Below are 18,896 nucleotides of genomic sequence, written 5' to 3'. Positions count from 1 at the left end.
GCGACGAGGAGTTCATGGTCTTCCTCGGGCCGTCGGGGTGCGGCAAGACCACGACGATGCGCATGATCGCCGGCCTCAACGATTTGAGCTCGGGCGAAATCTGGATCGACGGCGAACTGGTCAACGAGTTCGATCCGCGCGACCGCGACGTGGCGATGGTGTTCCAGAGCTACGCGCTCTATCCAAACATGACCGTCTACGAAAACATCCGCTTTCCGCTCAGGATGCGCGGCATCCCGAAGGCCGAGCATGACGCGCGGGTGCGCCGGGCCGCCGACATGGTCGAGCTCGGAGCCTACCTCGACCGCAAGCCGGGCGCGCTGTCGGGCGGACAGCGGCAGCGCGCGGCCCCTGCCCGCGCCATTGTCCGGCAGCCGCGCGTGTTCCTGATGGACGAGCCGCTGTCCAATCTCGACGCCAAGCTGCGCAATGCGATGCGGGTGCAGCTGAAGCATGTCCAGCGCCAGCTGAAGATCACCACCATCTACGTCACCCACGACCAGGTGGAGGCGATGACGCTCGCCGACAGGATCGTCATCATGGACAAGGGGCGTATCCAGCAGCTCGGAACGCCCGACGAGATCTACAGCAATCCCAACAACACCTTCGTCGCCGGCTTCATCGGCTCGCCGCCCATGAACCTGATCAAGGGCGAGGTGCGCGGCAAGCGGTTTTCCGCTCCGGGGGTCGAGGTCGCCGGCATCAACCTGCCGGACAGCCGGGCCGTCATTCTCGGCGTGCGGCCCGAGGACGCGAAAGTGGCGACCGGCAACGCCGCTCATCTCAAGGGGCAGCTCTACGGGCTCGAGCCGACCGGCGACCAGACCTTCCTTTCGGTTCGCACCGATGCGATGGTCGTCGAGGTGAAGGCGGACCGGGATTTCCGGCAGCCGCTCGACACCTCGATCGCCATTGAGCTCGACCCAGAGCGGCTTTATTTCTTCGACGCGGAATCGGGCCAGCGCATCCGCCTCAACTGACGGGAATCACCGTGCTCTACGACTACGCCTCCATCGGCTTCTTCACCTTCGATTGCCTCGGCCGGCCGGTGCGCCGCATTCCGGGTCCGACCGAATTCGATTTCCTCGAGGAGATCACCATCGCCGTTTCCGGCGCCGCCGGGGCGGCGGCGATCGTGGCGGCGAAATACGGAATGAAGGTGCTCGGCGTCGGCGGCGTCGGCGCCGACGACATGGGCGACTGGGTGCTTGGCCGGCTCAACCGCTACGGCGTCGACACCAGCATGATGCAGCGCATCGACGGTGTCGGCACCTCATCGAGCATCGTCGCGGTCCAGGACAACGGCCAGCGGCCGGCCATGCACATGAAGGGCGCGACCGGCTTCTTCGAAGTCACGCCGGACCAGTTCGAGCGGGTGCTCGATGCATCGTTCGTGCATGTCGGCGGCGCGGGCCTGATGGATCGCATGGATGGCGAGCCGACCGTCGACCTTCTGGCGCGCGCTAAGAAGCGCGGCTGCGTGACCACGCTCGACGTCGCTTCCGCGAGGCATGAGGACATGTCGATGATCGCAAGGCTGTTGCCGCATGTCGACTATTTCCTGCCCTCGGTCGAGGAGGCGCGGCTACTGTCCGGTCTCACCGACACGCAGGACGTGGCGCGCTTCATGCTCGATCGCGGCGTGGGCTGCTGCATCCTGACGCTTGGCGAACACGGCGCCTACTATCACCATGCCGACGGCACGCGCTTCCATATCCCGGCCTTCGAGGTCGATGTGGTCTGCACCTGCGGCTGCGGCGATGCTTTCAACGCCGGCTTCGCGGCGGGCCTGCACCGCGGGCTCGACGCGGAAAGCGCGGTCACGCTGGCGCAGGCGACCTCGGCGCTGAACGCAACCGGGCTCGGCAGCCAGGCCGGAGTGGTGTCGTTCGAGCACACGATGGACTTTGCGCGGCGCACGAGGAAAAAGACCAACACGCTCGCCGCCTGAGGCTCGGCTCGGGCGCCGGCCGCGCCGTCCGGCGCTCTATGCCTTCTTCCGCGATCCGTTCAGCCGCGTCTTTTCGATCATGCTCGCCGCGGTGACCTCGTCGGTGATGAAAACCGTCGGGTTGACCAGCTTCATCGCCCCGATCAGGGCGCCCACTTTCTCCGGCCCGCCGGATGCGAGCAGGCGGATCGGTGCCCGGCGCAGTCGGTCGAGGCCGACCGACATGACGCGGTCGTTGATCTCGTGATCGATGAGATTGCCGCGCTCGTCGAAGAAGTGGAACAAAAGGTCGCCTATCGCGCCGGCCGCAACCAGCGAGTCGTGCTGGGCATCGGTCAGGTAGCCGACCTGGTACGAGGTGGCGGTCGACGTGGTTCCGCCGACGCTGAGAAGCACGGCGTCAAGATCCTCGGCCATTTCGAAGATGGTGTTGAGGCCGCAGCGCTCGATCAGGGTGCGCTTCGTCTCGACGCTGTCGACGATCGCCGGGGCCGGCACCAGGAAGCCCTCGCCCTGGAAGAGCTCGGCCAGCTGCCAGGCGAACTCGGCCGGATTGAAGCGGCGCGCCTGGATGATGCCGCCCAGCAGCGAGTAGACGCGGAAGCCGGTGAGCGATTGGCCCTTGATGAAGGGCAAGGTGTTGTAGAGGGTCCGTCCCCAGCCGACGCCGACGCGCATGTTCGATGTCGCGATCTGCGAGATATAATCGCCCGCCGCGGCGCTGATGACGGGCACCGGATCGGCTTGCGGGCCGGACAGCGGCGCCACGATTGCCTTCTGGATGTCGAACAGTTCCTCGAGGCCGCGCTCCAGCTCGGTCGTGTCGGCGACCTTGGCGTTGATCGTGATCTTGATTTCGTTGCGGGCGCGGGCATCGGCCAGAAGCCTGACGACGGTCACCCGGCCGACATTGAGGATGGCCGCGATTTCGCTCTGGGTGAGCTGCTCGACATAGTACATCCAGGCGGTCCGGATGCGGACGCGGTCGGCCTGACTCGAGCCGCGGACATTCTCGCCAAACGGCATCTCGGGATCTTTCGAGCCCCGTTTCCTCTGGCGCATGGTCCCTTGGCTCCCGTCTTCCAGCCCACCTGTCACAGCCGGAACACAGGATGCGCGGATGACGATGTCATAGCTTTGCAGCCCATAATTGTCTATCTTTGCAAGGAGTAGCGATTGGCAGTCAAAGGGACCGAGGTGATGGCGCCGTTTTTGCCGGAGGAACTGCGGACCAAGGTGAAGGAGCGCTTGCGCGACGCCCGGTTCGTGGCGCGCGAAATGCGTGCGACCACCCGCAAGGGGCAGGACGACCAATCGCCAGAACGGAGCGACCGCGCCGCCGGCCCGGCCGGGCTGGTGACGGCGATCGCCGACTTCTCCGACAGCGCGCTTTCGGCATTGGAATCTGTCGCCATTGGGCTGCTCTCTTCCGACCCCAAGGCGCATTTCGGCAGCGCGTCCGCCTATCCGCTTGGCCGTTACTTCGATACCGAGAATGCGACCTCCCAGGCGCTGTTCGCGCGCGACTGCTATTTCGCCGCCAAGCAGATCCTGTTGGCGAAAGGGGTCGCCAATCCGCGGCTGAGCGAGGAACTGTTCGGCGAAGCCCATCGCCTCGCGGCCAGAACCGAGCAGCCGGCCCCGGCCGGCCGATCGAAAGGCACCGACGATGCCTCGCTCGACGACATTGCCCTGCAGGCGGCCGCCATGGCCCATGCCATTCTTCGCGCCCGTCCGGTCGAGTCGCCGCGATACATCGATGACGCGGCCAGCGGCCGGATGCTGGACACGGGCATATATGTCGCGGCGGCACTCGCCTTGGCCACCGCCGTCGCCAGCTATAGCGCCGACGTCACGGCGGATGACGATATCTATGCGGGCGTCTGCGCTGCGGTCGACGCGCGCTACGTGCTGTTCAGCAAGGCGCTGGCAAGCCAGGATCGGCCTGGAGACCTGGCGCGGGTCTTTGCCGATCTGATCCCGCATCTTCCGTAGCGGGTCGTTCGCGAGAGGTTGTCGCGAAATTGGCGGAGATGAACCTTTGCATTTTTTGTGCAACAGATGTACATGTTGATGCCCTGTCGCGGTTGGGTATCGCGGGCGCCTCAGTTGGAACTGGACAATGGATCTGACACCCAAGGACAAATTGTCCTCGATACCCGACCTGCGGCACCGGCTCCGCCAATTGCGGTGGTTTTCCAAGGCCTTCCGGAACAATGCGGAACTGGTGAAGGAGCACTTTGGGTTCTCTTACCGGATCGACGACAAGCTGTTGAACCAGGTCTTCTTCGACTGGCTGGCGGCGATCGACCAGCAGGACGATTCGGCAGCGATCGACCGGGCCGACTACATCGTCTTCGTCGCGGGGCTAGCCCTGCGCGAGCTGATCCGGACCAAGCCGGCGGTCATGGTTTCGGATGCCGGGACGAGCGAGGCGGATGACAAGGCCACGCTCGAGATCGCGCGGTTCTGGCCGGAAGGCTTTCTCTATACGAATTTCTGCGTCTGCGGCATTGCCGCGGTCCAGGAACAGGAGTTCGGGCAATCCCGCGATCTCGAAAAGGCCGCCTCCGATCTGCGCGTCTGGTGGTCCTATCGGGAAAACGCCGAGGAGGATCCGAACATGTCGATCGCCTTCCTCGACCAGTTCGTCGGCCTGGAACCGAACTGGCTCTTCCCGGCGATGGCGCAGGAGAGGGCGGCGATCAAGAAGGCGCTCGCCGCTCCCCGCGAAACGGCGCTCGACCGCCTGCCTCCGGCAGCGACGAGATAGGCTGCGGCGCGCCGAGTCCGTTCTTGCGTTTTCCGCTGCGTCGGTCTGTCGGCGCTCCGGTCCAGGGAGCAGGTTCAGCCCAATCGGCCTACGGGCCGGGCTTGTCGCCCTACGGCCCGGCGATGCGTTCGGGCAGTCACGTCCGAGCGATTCGATCTGATTTTCAGGCGAGGGCAACCGGTCCTCGGGCCGGAAAGCAGCAATGCCCTCGCGAGGTGCGTGACCTCTCATCCGGCAGGCAATTCCTGCTGCGGATTTTGCCGCAAAGATTTGTACATTCGTCTTGATATGGAGACAGATGTTCAGTATTTGTCAGACCGGAGGCAAGACGCCCCTGGGAGGATATAGCAATGACCATCAACGTGGCGCCGACCGGCCTTGCGCGCGATCTTTCCGAGCGGGCGAAGTCCGGCAAGCCGATCCGCATCGGGCTGATCGGTTCAGGCGAGATGGGCACCGACATCGTGACCAGGGTCGTCCACATGACCGGCATCGAGATCGGTGCGATCTCGGAACTCAACCTTCCGGCGGCGGCCAAGGCGGTCGATATCGCCTTTCAGGAGAGCGGCCATTCGCGCGAGGTCTCAAGCGTCGCGGCGATGAGCACGGCGATCGAGGCCGGCAAGGTCGCGGTCACTGGCGATGCCGACCTCGTCATCAACAACGAGCTGATCGATGTGGTGATCGACGCCACCGGCGTTCCGGCGGTCGGCGCCGAATACGGCCTGCGGGCGATGGAGCACGGCAAGCATCTGGTAATGATGAATGTCGAGGCGGACGTGACCATCGGCGCCTATCTGAAGAGCGAGGCCGACAGGCTGGGCGTCACCTATTCGCTCGGCGCCGGCGACGAGCCGTCCTCCTGCATGGAACTGATCGAGTTCGTTTCGGCGATGGGCCATCCGATCGTCGCCGCCGGCAAAGGCAAGAACAACCCGCTCAACATCGACGCCGTCCCGCATGACTATGCCGAGGAGGCCGCGCGCCGCCACATGAATGTTCGCATGCTGGTGGAATTCGTCGACGGCTCCAAGACGATGGTCGAGATGGCGGCGATCGCCAATGCCACCGGACTGGTGCCCGACAGGCCCGGCATGCACGGGCCCGCTGCGACGCTTGGCGAATTGTCGAAGGTGCTGGTGCCGCAGAAGGATGGCGGCGTGCTGTCGAAGGTCGGCGTCGTCGACTATTCGATCGGCAAGGGCGTCGCGCCGGGTGTCTTCGTCGTCGCCGACATGTCGCATCCGCGCATCTCGGAGCGCATGGAGGACCTGAAGATGGGCAAGGGCCCATATTTCACCTTTCATCGACCGTATCACCTGACCTCGCTCGAAGTGCCGCTGACCTGCGCGCGCGTCGTCCTCTACGGCAAGGCCGACATGGTGCCGCTGGCAAAGCCGGTGGCGGAGGTCTGCGCGGTCGCCAAGAAGGACATGCAGCCGGGCGAACGGCTCGATGCGATCGGCGAGTATTGCTACCGCGCCTGGATCATGACCGCGCCGGAGGCGAAGGCGGCCGGAGCCGTTCCCTGCGGCCTGCTGCAAGGCGCCTCGGTGAGTGCGCCGATCAGGAAGGGCGATCTCATCACCTATGCCAATGCGGCGCCCGCGCCGGGTTCAAGGATCGCGGAGCTCAGGGCACGACAGGACCAGCTGGTCTACGGGAGGGCATGACCGATGGCCAGGAAAGCCGTGCTGGAAAAGGCTGCGCCCACCAATCTGCCCTTTGCCTACCGGCACTACGACGCCGGCCAGCTCAGGGACGTGCTGCGCAAGATGTACCTCATCCGCCGCTTCGAGGAGGGCGCTGAGGACTGTTACATGCGCGGCCTGATCCACGGCACCATGCACCTGTCGATCGGGCAGGAAGCAAGCGCGATGGGCATCTGCATGCCGCTTGCCGAGGACGACCAGATCACCTCGACCCATCGCGGCCACGGCCACTGCATCGCCAAGGGCGCCGAGGTCAAAAAGATGTTCGCGGAGTTCTTCGGCAAGACCACCGGCTACTGCAAAGGGCGCGGCGGCTCGATGCACATCGCCGATGTCGCCAAGGGCAATCTCGGCGCCAACGGCATCGTCGCCGGCGGCATCCCGATCGCGGTCGGCGCGGCGCTTTCCGCCAAACGGCTGAAGACCGGCAAGGTGGTGGTCTCGTTCTTCGGCGACGGCGCCAACAATGAGGGCGCCTTCCACGAGGCGCTGAACATGGCGTCGATCTGGAAGCTGCCGGTGGTGTTCGTCTGCGAGAACAATGGCTACGGCATGTCGACATCGACCGCCCGCTCGACCGCTGTGAGGAACATCGCCGACAGGGCTGCGGCCTATTCGATGCCCGGCGTCATCGTCAACGGCAACAGCTTCTCGGAAGTCGCGGAAGCCGCGCATGCCGCCGTCGAGCGCGCCCGGGCGGGCGAGGGACCGACGCTGATCGAATCCAAGACCTACCGCTATCGCGGCCACTCCAAGAGCGACCGCAACCGCTACCGCAGCAAGGAGGAGATCGAGGACTGGATGTCGAACCGCGATCCGATCACGCTGTTCGAGACTGAACTGAAGGAATTCGGCATCATCGACGACAACGGCATCGAAGCGGTGCGCGAAGCTGTCAGACGGGAGATCACCGAGGCCATCGAATTCGCCAAGGCGAGCCCCACTCCGGACATCGGCGATCTTCAGAACTACGTCTATACGGAGCTGGCGTGATGGATGCCGAGGTGCGCGAACTGAGCTATGCGCAGGCGATCCAGGAGGCGATGGCGATCGCCATGGAGGCCGACGAGCGCGTCCTGCTGATGGGCGAGGACATCGGCGTCTATGGCGGCGCCTTCCAGGTGACGGGCGATCTGGTCGAGCGTTTCGGCGTCGACCGGGTGATGGACACGCCGATCTCCGAACTCGGCGGCGCCGGTGTCGCCGTCGGCGCGGCGATGACCGGCTTGCGGCCGATCTTCGAATTCCAGTTTTCCGATTTTGCGACGCTTGCCCTGGAGCAGATCGTCAACCAGGCGGCCAAGATGCGCTTCATGCTGGGTGGCGAGGTTTCGGTGCCGGTGGTGATGCGGTTCCCGGCCGGCTCGGGCACCGGCGCGGCCGCGCAGCATAGCCAGAGCCTGGAAGCCTGGCTCGGCCATGTGCCGGGGTTGAAGGTGATCCAGCCGGCGACGCCCTACGATGCCAAGGGCATGCTGCTGGCGGCGGTCGCCGATCCCGATCCGGTGATGATCTTCGAGCACAAGCTGCTCTACAAGATGAAGGGGCCGGTGCCCGAGGGCCACTACACGGTGCCGATCGGCAAGGCGGATGTCCGGCGCGAGGGAAGCGACCTGACCATCGTCGCGACCTCGATCATGGTGCACAAGGCACTGGAGGCGGCGCAAGCGCTGCAAGCCGAGGGCATCGACATCGAGGTGATCGACCTCAGGACCGTGCGGCCGATGGACAAGCGCACCATCATCGAAAGCGTCAAGAAGACCTCGCGGCTGCTTTGCGTCTACGAGGCGGTGAAGACGCTGGGCGTCGGCGCCGAGGTCAGCGCCATGATCGCCGAGAGCGAGGCCTTCGACTTCCTCGATGCGCCGATCGTGCGGCTGGGAGGCGCCGAGATACCGATCCCCTACAATCCCGACCTGGAAAGGGCGACCGTTCCGCAAGTGCCCGACATTGTCGCGGCGGCGCGCGATCTGGTCAGGGGAGCGCGCTAGCCGATGCCCGTCGAAGTCATCCTTCCCAAGGTCGACATGGACATGGCGACCGGCCAGATCTCGCGCTGGTTTGTCACCGAGGGCGCCGTCGTCAAGCAGGGCGACGTGCTGTTCGAGATTGAGACCGACAAGGCGGCGATGGAAATCGATGCGCCGGCGAGCGGCATTCTGCTTGATGTCACCGGCAAGGAGGGCGTCGACATTCCCGTCGGCGCGCCTGTTGCCTGGATTTATGCTGACGGCGAGGCTTATGGGGCTGATGCTGTGGCGAAGCAGGATGAGGCTCCAATCTCCCCCCTCGTGGGGGAGATGTCGGCGAAGCCGACAGAGGGGGGCGCTGTCCCGCCAGCATCTCATTCTGCCGCGCCCGCCTCTGGTCTGCCGGCCATCTCCCCCACGAGGGGGGAGATCAGCCAATCGCCGTTGGGCGCACGTGCAACACCGCTGGCCCGTCGTCTCGCTCGTGAGGCGGGCATCGTGCTTTCCAATATTGCTGGAACCGGCCCGTACGGCCGTGTGGTGAAGGCGGATATCGACGCGGCGATCGCCAACGCCACCCCAAGGGTCGCGCCGGAGGCTCCCGCAGCCGCTGTTGCCTCCGCCCCGGCGCCGAAGCCGATGTCGGACGACCAGGTGCTGAAGCTGTTTGCCGAAGGCTCCTACGAACTCGTGCCGCATGACAATATGCGCAAGACCATCGCGCGCCGCCTGGTCGAGGCCAAGAGCACCATCCCGCATTTCTACCTGACGCTCGACTGCGAGCTCGACGCGCTGTTGGCGCTGCGCACGCAGCTCAATGCCGCAGCACCGGTGAAGAAGACCGAGAAGGGCGAGGTTCCCGCCTACAAGCTCTCGGTCAACGACATGGTGATCAAGGCGATGGCGATGGCGCTGATGGCGGTGCCGGATGCCAATGCCTCGTGGACCGACAGCGCCATGGTCAAGCACAAACATGCCGATGTCGGCGTCGCCGTGTCGATCCCCGGCGGCCTGATCACGCCGATCATCCGCCATGCCGACGAAAAGACGCTGTCGACGATCTCCAACGAGATGAAGGACCTGGCCAGCCGTGCCCGCAGCCGCAAGCTGAAGCCGGAAGAATACCAGGGCGGCACCACGGCTGTTTCCAATCTCGGCATGTTCGGCATCAAGGATTTCGCCGCCGTCATCAACCCGCCGCATGCGACGATCCTGGCGGTCGGCGCCGGCGAGCAGCGGGCGGTGGTGAAGAACGGCGAGATCAGGATCGCCAACGTCATGTCGGTGACGCTGTCGACCGACCACCGCGCCGTCGACGGCGCGCTCGGCGCGGAACTGCTTGGCGCCTTCAAGCGCATGATCGAAAACCCGATGGGCATGCTGGTGTAAGAAGGGAAAAGGCGGTGCGGAAATTCTTCACCAGCCTTTTCGCCTTCATTCTTTCCGGTCTGGCTGGCGGGCTGGTGGCTCAGCGGCTCGCGGTCATGACCGGTGCCACCGAGGAGTACATAGTTGTGTTCGCGGCGACGGTGCTTGTCGTCATCGCCGTAACGATCGTCTTCTTCGCCGTGCAGTTCTTCGCCGAGCCGGTGCGAGCCGTCGACCGCAGTTTGTGGTGGCTGCTCGCCGTGTACGGTCTCGCACTGCTGGCGTTGGCAGGGTGGACTTTTTCCGTGCCGGCCGAGAATCGGGCGACGGCGAGTGACCTTTCGATCGTCGCTGGCCTAATCCTTCCCGGTGTCGCGACGATCATCGTGCAATGGCTGTTCGTGCGCTGGCGGCTCAAGCGCTCGGCGGCAGCGTTCGGCAGGGGTGGGGCAAGCGCATGAAGACAATTCTCTGTTATGGCGACTCATTGACCTGGGGCTATAACGCCGCCAGCCTCGGCCGCCATGCGCTGGAAGACCGCTGGCCGAGCGTTCTCAAGGCGGCGCTGGGCGACGGCGTCGAGGTCATCGCCGAAGGCCTGAACGGCCGCACCACCGCCTTCGACGATCATCTCGCCGGCGCCGACCGCAACGGCGCTCGCGTGCTGCCCACGGTACTGATGAGCCATGCGCCGATCGACCTGATCGTCATCATGCTCGGCGCCAACGACATGAAGCCGTGGATCCACGGCAATCCGGTCGCCGCCAAGCAGGGCATGCAGCGCCTCATCGATATCGTGCGCGGCCACGACTACCCGTTTGGTTGGGCCGCACCCCAGATCCTCATCGTCGCGCCGCCGGCGGTCAGCCGCACCGACAATGCCGAATTCAAGGAAATGTTTGCCGGCGGCGACGAGGCCTCGAAGCGGCTGGCGCCGCAATATTCCGCACTTGCCGACGAGGCGGGCTGCGGCTTCTTCGACGCCGGCAGCGTCGCCGTCACCACCCCGCTCGACGGCGTCCATCTCGACGCCGAAACACCCGAAACATCGGCAAGGCGCTGGCACCATTGGTGCGCGTGATGCTGGAACTCTAGAAATCAGGGAGAAACCCCGTGGCTGAATCCTACGACGTCATCATCATCGGCTCCGGCCCCGGCGGCTATGTCACGGCGGTGCGTTCCGCGCAGCTCGGCTTCAAGACGGCGATCGTCGAGCGCGAGCATCTCGGCGGCATCTGCCTCAACTGGGGCTGCATCCCGACCAAGGCGCTGCTGCGCTCGGCCGAGATCATGCACTATTCGGACCACCTCAAGGACTACGGGCTGAAGCTCGAAGGCGGCAAGGTCAGCGCCGACACCGCCGCGGTCGTCGACCGCTCGCGCAAGGTCTCGCTGAGGCTGAATGGCGGCGTCGCCTTCCTGATGAAGAAGAACAAGGTCGACGTCATCTGGGGCGAGGCCAAGCTTTCGAAACCGGGCGAGATCGTCGTCTCCAAGACCGCCAAGAAGCCGATGGAGCCGCAGCCGCCAGCGCCGAAAGGCGTCAAGGGCGAGGGCACCTACACCGCCAAGCACATCATCCTGGCGACTGGTGCCAGGCCGCGCGCGCTGCCCGGCATCGAGCCGGACGGCAAGCTGATCTGGACCTATTTCGAAGCCATGGTGCCGAAGGAAATGCCGAAGTCGTTGCTGGTGATGGGCTCGGGAGCCATCGGCATAGAATTCGCTTCCTTCTACCGCACCATGGGCGCCGAGGTGACGGTGGTCGAGCTGCTGCCGGCGGTGATGCCCGTCGAGGATGCCGAGGTCTCGAAGTTCGCGCAGAAGCAGTTCGAGAAGCAAGGCATGAAGATCATCCTTGAGGCCAAGGTAACCAAGGTCGAGAAGGGCGCCAACTCGGTCACAGCGCATGTCGAGATGAAGGACGGCAAGGTCGAGAAGATCACCGCCGACCGCATGATCTCGGCCGTCGGCGTGCAGGGCAATATCGAGAACCTCGGCCTCGAGGCGCTCGGGGTGAAGACCGACCGCGGCTGCGTCGTCGTCGACGGTTACGGCAAGACCAACGTGCCCGGCATCTACGCCATCGGTGACGTCGCCGGACCGCCCATGCTCGCCCACAAGGCCGAGCATGAAGGCGTCGTCTGCATCGAGAAGATCGCCAATGTCCCGGGCGTTCATGCCACCGACAAGCAGAAGATCCCCGGCTGCACCTATTGCAACCCGCAGGTCGCCTCGGTCGGCCTGACCGAAGCCAAGGCCAAAGCCGAAGGCAAGGAGGTCCGCGTCGGCCGCTTCCAGTTCGGCGCCAACGGCAAGGCGATCGCGCTCGGCGAGGACCAGGGCTTCATCAAGACGATCTTCGACAAGAAGACCGGCCAGTTGCTCGGCGCGCACATGGTCGGCGCCGAAGTGACCGAGCTGATCCAGGGTTTCGTCGTGGCGATGAACCTCGAAACCACCGAGGAAGAGCTGATGCACACCATCTTCCCGCATCCCACGCTGTCGGAGATGATGAAGGAAAGCGTGCTCGACGCCTATGGCCGCGCGTTGAACGCATGATAAATTGGCCGCTCGAGACTCACATGCGAAGGCGTGGGGAACTCGGCGGCAAGGCAGTTCGTTTCCGGATGCATTTTCACCCGTCACAGGAGGAGTTGGCATATGGACGTGAATGGCGTGGGCTGGCTGGCAGCCATCATCATCGGCGGTCTGGCGGGCTGGTTCGCCGAGATGGTGATGAAGAGCAACACCGGCATCTTCATGAACATCATTATGGGCATCGTCGGCGCGGTCTTGCTGAACGCAATCCTGCAAGCCCTCAATTTCCAGTCTTTCGGCGTCGGCTGGTTCGCCTATCTGGTCACCGGCTTCATCGGCGCCTGCCTGCTGATCTTTGTTGGCCGGCTGGTGCGCCGTTAGCCGGCATCGATACCGCTATGCGAAAAAGGCCGTGGCGGCATGCGCCAGCATGGCCTTTTTCTTTGCGCCGAAAAGTCCTAAGTGACGTTGGAATGCGAGCGCCGGGCAGGCGATCGCGCAGCAACCGGGTTTGAAATGGTCACTGTCCTCGACACGATCGCCAATGCGCCGCGCGTGCGGCACCCCGAAAAGGCGCACAAGCCGGACCAGGAGGTGCTCCGCAAGCCCGACTGGATCCGCGTCAAGGCGCCGGTCTCGAAGGGCTACGCCGAGACACGCGAGATCGTGAAGTCGCACAAGCTGGTGACAGTGTGCGAGGAAGCCGGCTGCCCGAACATCGGCGAGTGCTGGGACAAGAAGCACGCCACCTTCATGATCATGGGCGAGATCTGCACCCGCGCCTGCGCCTTCTGCAACGTCGCCACCGGCATCCCGACCGCGCTGGATGCCGATGAACCGGCGCGCGTCGCGCATGCCGTCAAGCAGATGGGCCTCAGCCACGTCGTCATCACCTCGGTCGACCGCGACGATCTTGCCGACGGCGGCGCGCAGCATTTCGCCGAGGTCATCCGCGCCATCCGCGCCGCCGCGCCCTCGACCACGATCGAGATCCTGACGCCGGACTTCCTGCGCAAGGACGGCGCGCTGGAGATCGTCGTGGCGGCGAAGCCCGACGTCTTCAACCACAATCTGGAGACTGTGCCGTCGAACTACCTGACGGTGCGGCCGGGCGCCCGCTATTTCCACTCGATCCGGCTGTTGCAGCGCGTCAAGGAACTCGACCCGTCGATCTTCACCAAGTCCGGCATCATGGTCGGTCTAGGCGAGGAGCGGAACGAGATCCTGCAGCTGATGGACGACCTACGCTCGGCTAATGTCGACTTCATGACCATCGGCCAGTACCTGCAGCCGTCGAAGAAGCACCATCCGGTCATCCGCTTCGTCACTCCGGAGGAATTCAAGTCCTTCGAGACGATCGGCAAGACCAAGGGCTTCCTGTTGATGGCGTCGAGTCCGCTGACGCGCTCCTCGCATCATGCCGGCGAGGATTTCGCCAGGCTGCGCGCGGCGCGTGAAGCGCAGCTCAAAAAGACCAGCTAATCCCCGAATGCCGAAATTCGAAGCCACCCGCCGCGTCGCCCATACGCCGCAGGAGATGTTCGCGCTGGTCGCCGACGTCGAGGCCTATCCGCAATTCCTGCCGCTGTGCGAAGCGCTCAGCGTGCGCTCGCGCAAGGAGCGCGACGGCCGCACCATCCTCCTTGCCGACATGAGCATCGGTTACAAGGCTATCCGCGAGACCTTTACCACCCAGGTGCTGCTGAAGCCCGACGAGAAGGCCATCGACGTCAAATACATCGACGGCCCGTTCAAATATCTCAGCAATATCTGGCGCTTCGACCCGGCCGATAGCGGCTGCGAGGTGCACTTCTTCATCGACTACGAGTTCAAGAGCCGCATTCTTGGCGCGCTGATGGGCACGATGTTCGACCGCGCCTTCCGCATGTTTGCCGAAGCGTTCGAAAAACGCGCCGACCAGATCTACGGCGCAAGAACGGCCTGACCGGAACGAGGGGTCTAGTCCAGCGCCCGCAATCCCAGTTCCAGCGCGTGCCGCACGGTCTCGTGGCGGATGAACTCGCGCCCCTTGTGGGCGAACAGTTGGTGCTCGGCGACGATCGGCTGGCCGGCCAGTGCAAGCCCGAACCAGACGAGGCCGACCGGCTTGTCGGCCGAGCCGCCGCTCGGGCCTGCAATGCCGGTAACGGCAAGCGCGAGGCTCGCCCGCGAATGCGCCAGCGCGCCCGCCGCCATTTCAAGCACCGTCTCGCGCGAGACGGCGCCATGCGCGTCGAGCGTTGCGGCGGAAACGCCGAGCATGTCCATCTTGGACTCATTGGAATAGGTGATGAAGCCGCGGTCGACCACGGCGGAGGAGCCGGCAATGTCGGTGAGCGCCGCGATGATCAGGCCGCCGGTGCAGCTTTCCGCCGTCGCCAGCATGATGCCGCGCTGCTGGCAGGCCAGGAGCAGGGCGTTCGCGAGTTCAGCGTTGCTCATTCGGGGACCTCACCTGGAAAGACGACGCTGGCGGTGGCGATCGCGGCTATGCCTTCCTGGCGGCCGACGAAGCCAAGCTTCTCATTGGTGGTTGCCTTGATCGAGATCCGCTCGCCGGCAATGCCGAGCATCGCGGCGAGGGCAGCCGTCATCGCCTCGCGGTGCGGGCCGACGCGCGGCGCCTCGCAGATCAGCGTGATGTCGGCATTGGCGATGCGTCCGCCGCGCCCGCGCACCAGCTTGGCCGCATGTTCGACGAAGATCTTCGAGGCGGCGCCTTTCCATTGCGGATCCGACGGCGGGAAATGCGTGCCGATATCGCCTGCGCCGCAGGTGGCGAGCAGCGCGTCGGTGAGGGCGTGAAGGCCGACGTCGGCATCCGAATGGCCAGACAGCTTTCTGTCGTGCGGAATGGCGACGCCGCAGAGTGTGACATGATCGCCCGGTTCGAAGGCGTGCACGTCGTAGCCGTTGCCGGTGCGGATATCCGGAAAGCGCGGCCGTTCACCGGAAAGCCGCTGGTCGGCCATTGCAATATCCCTTGCCCAGGTGAGTTTGATGTTGTCCGGTGATCCCGGGACAAGTTTCACCGGTATGTGCGCCCATTCGGCGATCGCCGCATCGTCGGTGAAATCGGCCTTGCCGAGATGATGGGCCTTCTCATGCGCGGCAAGAAGCGGCCAGAAGGGAAAGCCCTGCGGCGTCTGCGCGGCATGCAGTCCGTTCCTCGACACGGTCTCCTCGATCATACCGGCCGCCGATTCGCGCTTCAGCGTGTCGGCGACCGGCAAAGCAGGCAGCGCGCCCTGCCGCTCGCCGATGGCGTCGATCGTGCGGTCGATCAGGGTCGCGTCGACGAAGGGACGCACGGCGTCATGGACGAGCACCCGGCCTGGCGCGCTGTCCCTGAGCGCCAGCAGGCCGAGCCGCACCGAGGCCTGGCGCGAATCGCCGCCCGTGACCGCAAGGACGCGATCGGCGCTGGCGCCGGCGGCGTTGCGGAAGAGCTCGCCGTCGTCGGCGTGGATGGCGACGACGACCGGACCGGTCCTCGGATGCGCCAGGAACGTCTCCAGCGTGCGGGCGATGACGGCGCGGCCACCGATCCGCTGATACTGCTTCGGTCCATTGGCCTGCCCGGCGCGCGCGCCGCGGCCGGCCGCGACGATAACCACCGCGACCTTGTCGTCCAAACCCTGATTTTTACTTGCGTCCGTCATTGCGATTTGGCTTAGCGCACGATCCCGAAAAGTGTAATCGGTTTTCGGAAAAGATCGTGCTTCAAATATGAATTCCCAAAGCCTCCGTTGCGCGTCCCGCAGGACGCGCGGCGCTTTGGCCGGGGGACAAGCCGAAGCCCGGCTTTTTCCCAAATGCGCCTTAATGTGACGTCATTGCGCGTTGCACATCGTCTTGCTTCTGGCTAGAGAATGTGCAGAAATCCGATATGCTTGGTTTTTGTGCATGCCCGAATTGACCAAATTGGCCTTGCCGCTCGATATTGGCGGCGTGAGTATCCGCAATCGCGTCTTCCTGGCGCCGATGTCGGGGATAACCGACGAGCCGTTCCGCCAGCGCGCGCATCGGCATGGCGCCGGACTGGTCGTGTCGGAGATGGTGGCCAGCGGTGAGCTGGCCAAGGGCAGGGCTGGCTGCGACCTGCGCATCCGCCATTCCGGTCTGCCGGTCCACATGGTCCAGCTTGCCGGCCGCGAGGCTGCGCATATGGCCGAAGGCGCGCGCATCGCCGCGGGCGAGGGCGCCGACATCATCGACGTCAACATGGGCTGTCCCGCCAAGAAGGTGACGGGCGGCTATGCCGGCTCGGCGCTGATGCGCGATCTCGACCACGCACTGTCGCTGATCGAGGCGGTGGTCGGCGCCGTTGAGGTGCCGGTGACGGTGAAGATGCGTCTCGGCTGGGACGAGAGCGCCCTCAACGCGCCGATGTTGGCGCGCCGCGCCGAACAGGCCGGCGTGAGGATGGTGACGGTGCATGGCCGTACGCGCTGCCAGTTCTACCAGGGCAAGGCCGATTGGCGCGCGATCGCGCGCGTCAAGGAAGCCGTCTCGATCCCGGTCGTCGCCAATGGCGATGTCGGATCGCCGGCGGAAGCGGCCGTCATCCTCGAGCAATCGGGCGCGGACGCGGTGATGATCGGACGTGCGCATTATGGCGCGCCGTGGATCGCAGGTAGTATCGCTGCCGCGGCTGCCGGCGAAACAATGTCCGGCGTTCCCGCAGGCCCGCAGGCTTTGGCCGACTACATCATCGCCCACCACGCGGACATGCTTTCCCTCTACGGGATCGAAAGCGGGTTGCGCCAGGCGCGCAAGCATCTCGGCTGGTATCTCGACCGCCACGCGGCCGGTGTTTCGCCGGAGCTGCGCAAGCGTATCCTCACGTCTTTCGTGCCGGATGAGATCGTTGGCGGACTGCGCCAGGCATTTGCCGATATTGCTGGGGCAACGGATCTGCGGAGCGCGGCATGAAGGCGACCGCCCCGAAGAGCCCCGACATGGCGGACGCCGCAAACATCGTGCTCAACACCATCCGCCGGCCGGTGATCATGGTCGATCCCCAAGGCTTCATCACCTTCGCCAATGCCGACGCGGAGGATTTCTTCCGCTCCAGCGCCACCATGCTTGCCCGCAACACGCTGCCGAAGCTGGTGCCCTTCGGCAGCCCGCTGCTGACGCTTGTCGACCAGGTCCGCGAGCGCCTGGCGCCGGTCAACGAATACCGGGTCGATGTCTCGTCGCCGCGCCTCGGCATCGAGAAGATGGTCGACCTCTATGTCGCGCCGGTGCCGGAGTTCCCCGGTTCCGTGGTGGTGATGTTCCAGGAACGGTCGATGGCCGACAAGATCGACCGGCAGATGACGCATCGCGGGGCTGCCCGCTCGGTCACCGGCCTTGCCGCCATGCTGGCGCATGAGATCAAGAACCCGTTGTCCGGTATCCGTGGCGCCGCCCAGCTCCTCGAGCTCTCAGCCTCCGACGAGGATCGCGCACTGACCCGGCTGATCACCGACGAGACCGATCGCATCGTCTCCCTCGTCGACCGCATGGAGGTGTTTTCGGACGAGCGGCCGATCGACCGCTACCCCGTCAACATCCATGTCGTGCTCGACCACGTGAAGGCGATTTCCAAGAACGGTTTTGCCAGGCGGATCAAGATCTTGGAGGAATACGATCCATCGTTGCCTCCGGTCTTCGCCAACCGCGACCAGCTGATCCAGGTATTCCTCAACCTTGTCAAGAACGCAGCCGAGGCGATCGGCTCGGACCCGCAGGGCGAGATCTCGCTGTCGACCGCTTTCCGGCCGGGCATCCGTGTCTCGGTGCCGGGAACGCAGGACCGCGTCTCCCTGCCGCTGGAATTCTGCGTGCGTGACAATGGCCCCGGCGTTTCGGAGGACATACTGCCGATCCTGTTCGATCCTTTCATCACCACCAAACCGAACGGCTCGGGCCTCGGTCTGGCGCTGGTGGCCAAGATCGTCGGCGAGCATGGCGGCATCATCGAATGCGATTCGACGCCGCGCGGAACCACCTTCCGCATCCTGATGCCGGCCTGGAAGGAAACCGCGCACGGCGTCGAAGAAGAAGCTGAAGGGGACCGCACATGACCGCACGCGGCAATATTCTGGTCGCCGACGACGATGCGGCCATCCGCACCGTGCTCAACCAGGCGCTGTCGCGCGTCGGCCATGAGGTGCGCGTCACCTCGAACGCCTCGACGTTGTGGCGCTGGGTGGCGGCGGGCGAGGGCGACCTGGTCATCACCGATGTCGTGATGCCCGACGAGAACGCCTTCGACATGCTGCCGCGCATCAAGAAGGCGCGGCCCGAGCTGCCGGTCATCGTGATGAGCGCGCAAAACACGTTCATGACCGCCATCCGCGCCTCCGAGACCGGCGCTTATGAATATCTGCCGAAGCCGTTCGACCTGACCGAGCTGCTCAACATCGTCAACCGGGCGCTGGCCGAGCCGCGACGGCCGAAGCTCGACGCGCGTGCCGACGACCAGCCGGAGACGATGCCGCTGGTCGGTCGCTCGGCCGCCATGCAGGACATCTACCGCATGCTGGCGCGGCTGATGCAGACCGACCTGACAGTGATGATCAGTGGCGAGT

Annotated in this window: 19 protein-coding genes and 1 pseudogene; 17 read left to right on the top strand and 3 right to left on the bottom strand. The window is 64.9% G+C overall.

All coding sequences use genetic code 11. The features are described 5' to 3' along the window. Positions 1-980 (top strand): ABC transporter ATP-binding protein (locus tag EN738_RS13420; protein ID WP_145966848.1); only part of this gene is annotated, 980 nt, incomplete at its 5' end. An 11-nt stretch (positions 981-991) separates the two neighbouring features. Continuing rightward, positions 992-1,951 (top strand): sugar kinase, encoded by a 960-nt coding sequence (locus EN738_RS13415; RefSeq protein WP_127284108.1) that lies wholly within the window; start codon positions 992-994, stop codon positions 1,949-1,951. A gap of 36 nt (positions 1,952-1,987) precedes the next feature. Here the strand turns inward: EN738_RS13415 and EN738_RS13410 are convergent, their stop codons facing one another. Next, complete coding sequence (locus EN738_RS13410) at positions 1,988-3,013, bottom strand: sugar-binding transcriptional regulator (RefSeq protein ID WP_127284107.1); 1,026 nt, start codon at positions 3,011-3,013, stop codon at positions 1,988-1,990. A 114-nt stretch (positions 3,014-3,127) separates the two neighbouring features. Between EN738_RS13410 and EN738_RS13405 the strand changes: the two genes are divergently transcribed. From EN738_RS13405 to EN738_RS13350, 12 genes and pseudogenes are all read left to right on the top strand, one after another. Beyond that, complete coding sequence (locus EN738_RS13405; RefSeq protein ID WP_127284106.1) at positions 3,128-3,946, top strand: hypothetical protein; 819 nt, start codon at positions 3,128-3,130, stop codon at positions 3,944-3,946. A 127-nt stretch (positions 3,947-4,073) separates the two neighbouring features. After that, positions 4,074-4,724, top strand: a complete 651-nt coding sequence (locus tag EN738_RS13400) for a hypothetical protein (RefSeq protein ID WP_127284105.1) — start codon at positions 4,074-4,076, stop codon at positions 4,722-4,724. Between the two features lie 350 nt (positions 4,725-5,074). Next, entirely contained in the window at positions 5,075-6,397 is a 1,323-nt protein-coding gene (locus tag EN738_RS13395) for an NAD(P)H-dependent oxidoreductase (protein ID WP_127284104.1), read from the top strand. A gap of 3 nt (positions 6,398-6,400) precedes the next feature. Continuing rightward, entirely contained in the window at positions 6,401-7,429 is a 1,029-nt protein-coding gene (locus EN738_RS13390; protein ID WP_127284103.1) for a thiamine pyrophosphate-dependent dehydrogenase E1 component subunit alpha, read from the top strand. After that, positions 7,429-8,427: an alpha-ketoacid dehydrogenase subunit beta gene (locus EN738_RS13385; RefSeq protein ID WP_127284102.1), complete on the top strand. Its 999-nt coding sequence runs from the start codon at positions 7,429-7,431 to the stop codon at positions 8,425-8,427. Before EN738_RS13390 ends, EN738_RS13385 begins: the two co-directional genes overlap by 1 nt. Positions 8,428-8,430: 3 nt before the next feature. Further along, complete coding sequence (locus EN738_RS13380) at positions 8,431-9,795, top strand: pyruvate dehydrogenase complex dihydrolipoamide acetyltransferase (RefSeq protein WP_127284101.1); 1,365 nt, start codon at positions 8,431-8,433, stop codon at positions 9,793-9,795. A gap of 14 nt (positions 9,796-9,809) precedes the next feature. Then, complete coding sequence (locus tag EN738_RS13375; RefSeq protein WP_127284100.1) at positions 9,810-10,235, top strand: hypothetical protein; 426 nt, start codon at positions 9,810-9,812, stop codon at positions 10,233-10,235. Next, a pseudogene (locus tag EN738_RS13370) lies at positions 10,232-10,869 on the top strand (SGNH/GDSL hydrolase family protein). The gene EN738_RS13375 and the pseudogene EN738_RS13370 overlap by 4 nt, the downstream one beginning before the upstream one ends. Positions 10,870-10,887: 18 nt before the next feature. Further along, positions 10,888-12,336: a dihydrolipoyl dehydrogenase gene (gene lpdA, locus EN738_RS13365; RefSeq protein WP_127284099.1), complete on the top strand. Its 1,449-nt coding sequence runs from the start codon at positions 10,888-10,890 to the stop codon at positions 12,334-12,336. A gap of 102 nt (positions 12,337-12,438) precedes the next feature. Then, positions 12,439-12,696 carry a GlsB/YeaQ/YmgE family stress response membrane protein gene (locus EN738_RS13360; protein WP_127284098.1) on the top strand — a complete coding sequence of 86 codons (258 nt, stop codon included), beginning with the start codon at positions 12,439-12,441 and terminating at the stop codon, positions 12,694-12,696. Between the two features lie 135 nt (positions 12,697-12,831). Further along, positions 12,832-13,797, top strand: coding sequence for a lipoyl synthase (lipA, locus tag EN738_RS13355; protein ID WP_127284097.1), 966 nt, complete (start codon positions 12,832-12,834; stop codon positions 13,795-13,797). 7 nt (positions 13,798-13,804) lie between these two features. After that, the gene (locus EN738_RS13350; RefSeq protein WP_127284096.1) at positions 13,805-14,260 is read left to right on the top strand and encodes a type II toxin-antitoxin system RatA family toxin; all 456 of its coding nucleotides are present in this window, start codon (positions 13,805-13,807) and stop codon (positions 14,258-14,260) included. Between the two features lie 14 nt (positions 14,261-14,274). On the opposite strand, the gene EN738_RS13345 is transcribed toward EN738_RS13350, so the two are convergent. Both EN738_RS13345 and EN738_RS13340 read right to left on the bottom strand, forming a co-directional pair. Continuing rightward, positions 14,275-14,757, bottom strand: a complete 483-nt coding sequence (locus tag EN738_RS13345; RefSeq protein ID WP_127284095.1) for a CinA family protein — start codon at positions 14,755-14,757, stop codon at positions 14,275-14,277. Next, positions 14,754-15,977 carry a bifunctional 2-C-methyl-D-erythritol 4-phosphate cytidylyltransferase/2-C-methyl-D-erythritol 2,4-cyclodiphosphate synthase gene (locus EN738_RS13340; RefSeq protein WP_127284094.1) on the bottom strand — a complete coding sequence of 408 codons (1,224 nt, stop codon included), beginning with the start codon at positions 15,975-15,977 and terminating at the stop codon, positions 14,754-14,756. Before EN738_RS13340 ends, EN738_RS13345 begins: the two co-directional genes overlap by 4 nt. Positions 15,978-16,221: 244 nt before the next feature. On the opposite strand from EN738_RS13340, the gene dusB reads away from it, so the two are divergent. From dusB to EN738_RS13325, 3 genes are all read left to right on the top strand, one after another. Further along, positions 16,222-17,250 (top strand): tRNA dihydrouridine synthase DusB, encoded by a 1,029-nt coding sequence (dusB, locus tag EN738_RS13335; protein ID WP_127284093.1) that lies wholly within the window; start codon positions 16,222-16,224, stop codon positions 17,248-17,250. Then, positions 17,247-18,389, top strand: a complete 1,143-nt coding sequence (locus tag EN738_RS13330) for a nitrogen regulation protein NR(II) (RefSeq protein WP_127284092.1) — start codon at positions 17,247-17,249, stop codon at positions 18,387-18,389. The genes dusB and EN738_RS13330 overlap by 4 nt, the downstream gene beginning before the upstream one ends. Further along, positions 18,386-18,896, top strand: a 511-nt coding sequence (locus EN738_RS13325) for a response regulator (RefSeq protein WP_127284091.1), incomplete at its 3' end; no start/stop codon positions are given. The genes EN738_RS13330 and EN738_RS13325, both read left to right, overlap by 4 nt.

This window comes from Mesorhizobium sp. M4B.F.Ca.ET.017.02.2.1, assembly GCF_003998955.1.
In the GTDB taxonomy this organism is placed as follows: Bacteria; Pseudomonadota; Alphaproteobacteria; order Rhizobiales; family Rhizobiaceae; genus Mesorhizobium; species Mesorhizobium abyssinicae.
The sequence above is the reverse complement of the archived record's forward strand: the minus strand, read 5'-3'. Positions and strand labels throughout refer to the sequence as shown.

Excerpts from the sequence above, each read along its gene's own strand:
- EN738_RS13350 (WP_127284096.1), top strand. The coding sequence starts at position 13,805 with ATGCCGAAATTCGAAGCCACCCGCCGCGTCGCCCATACGCCGCAGGAG.
- EN738_RS13385 (WP_127284102.1), top strand. The coding sequence starts at position 7,429 with ATGGATGCCGAGGTGCGCGAACTGAGCTATGCGCAGGCGATCCAGGAG.
- EN738_RS13345 (WP_127284095.1), bottom strand. The coding sequence starts at position 14,757 with ATGAGCAACGCTGAACTCGCGAACGCCCTGCTCCTGGCCTGCCAGCAG.
- EN738_RS13400 (WP_127284105.1), top strand. The coding sequence starts at position 4,074 with ATGGATCTGACACCCAAGGACAAATTGTCCTCGATACCCGACCTGCGG.
- EN738_RS13330 (WP_127284092.1), top strand. The coding sequence starts at position 17,247 with ATGAAGGCGACCGCCCCGAAGAGCCCCGACATGGCGGACGCCGCAAAC.
- EN738_RS13340 (WP_127284094.1), bottom strand. The coding sequence starts at position 15,977 with ATGACGGACGCAAGTAAAAATCAGGGTTTGGACGACAAGGTCGCGGTG.
- EN738_RS13360 (WP_127284098.1), top strand. The coding sequence starts at position 12,439 with ATGGACGTGAATGGCGTGGGCTGGCTGGCAGCCATCATCATCGGCGGT.
- EN738_RS13380 (WP_127284101.1), top strand. The coding sequence starts at position 8,431 with ATGCCCGTCGAAGTCATCCTTCCCAAGGTCGACATGGACATGGCGACC.
- EN738_RS13395 (WP_127284104.1), top strand. The coding sequence starts at position 5,075 with ATGACCATCAACGTGGCGCCGACCGGCCTTGCGCGCGATCTTTCCGAG.
- EN738_RS13410 (WP_127284107.1), bottom strand. The coding sequence starts at position 3,013 with ATGCGCCAGAGGAAACGGGGCTCGAAAGATCCCGAGATGCCGTTTGGC.
- lipA (WP_127284097.1), top strand. The coding sequence starts at position 12,832 with ATGGTCACTGTCCTCGACACGATCGCCAATGCGCCGCGCGTGCGGCAC.
- dusB (WP_127284093.1), top strand. The coding sequence starts at position 16,222 with ATGCCCGAATTGACCAAATTGGCCTTGCCGCTCGATATTGGCGGCGTG.
- EN738_RS13390 (WP_127284103.1), top strand. The coding sequence starts at position 6,401 with ATGGCCAGGAAAGCCGTGCTGGAAAAGGCTGCGCCCACCAATCTGCCC.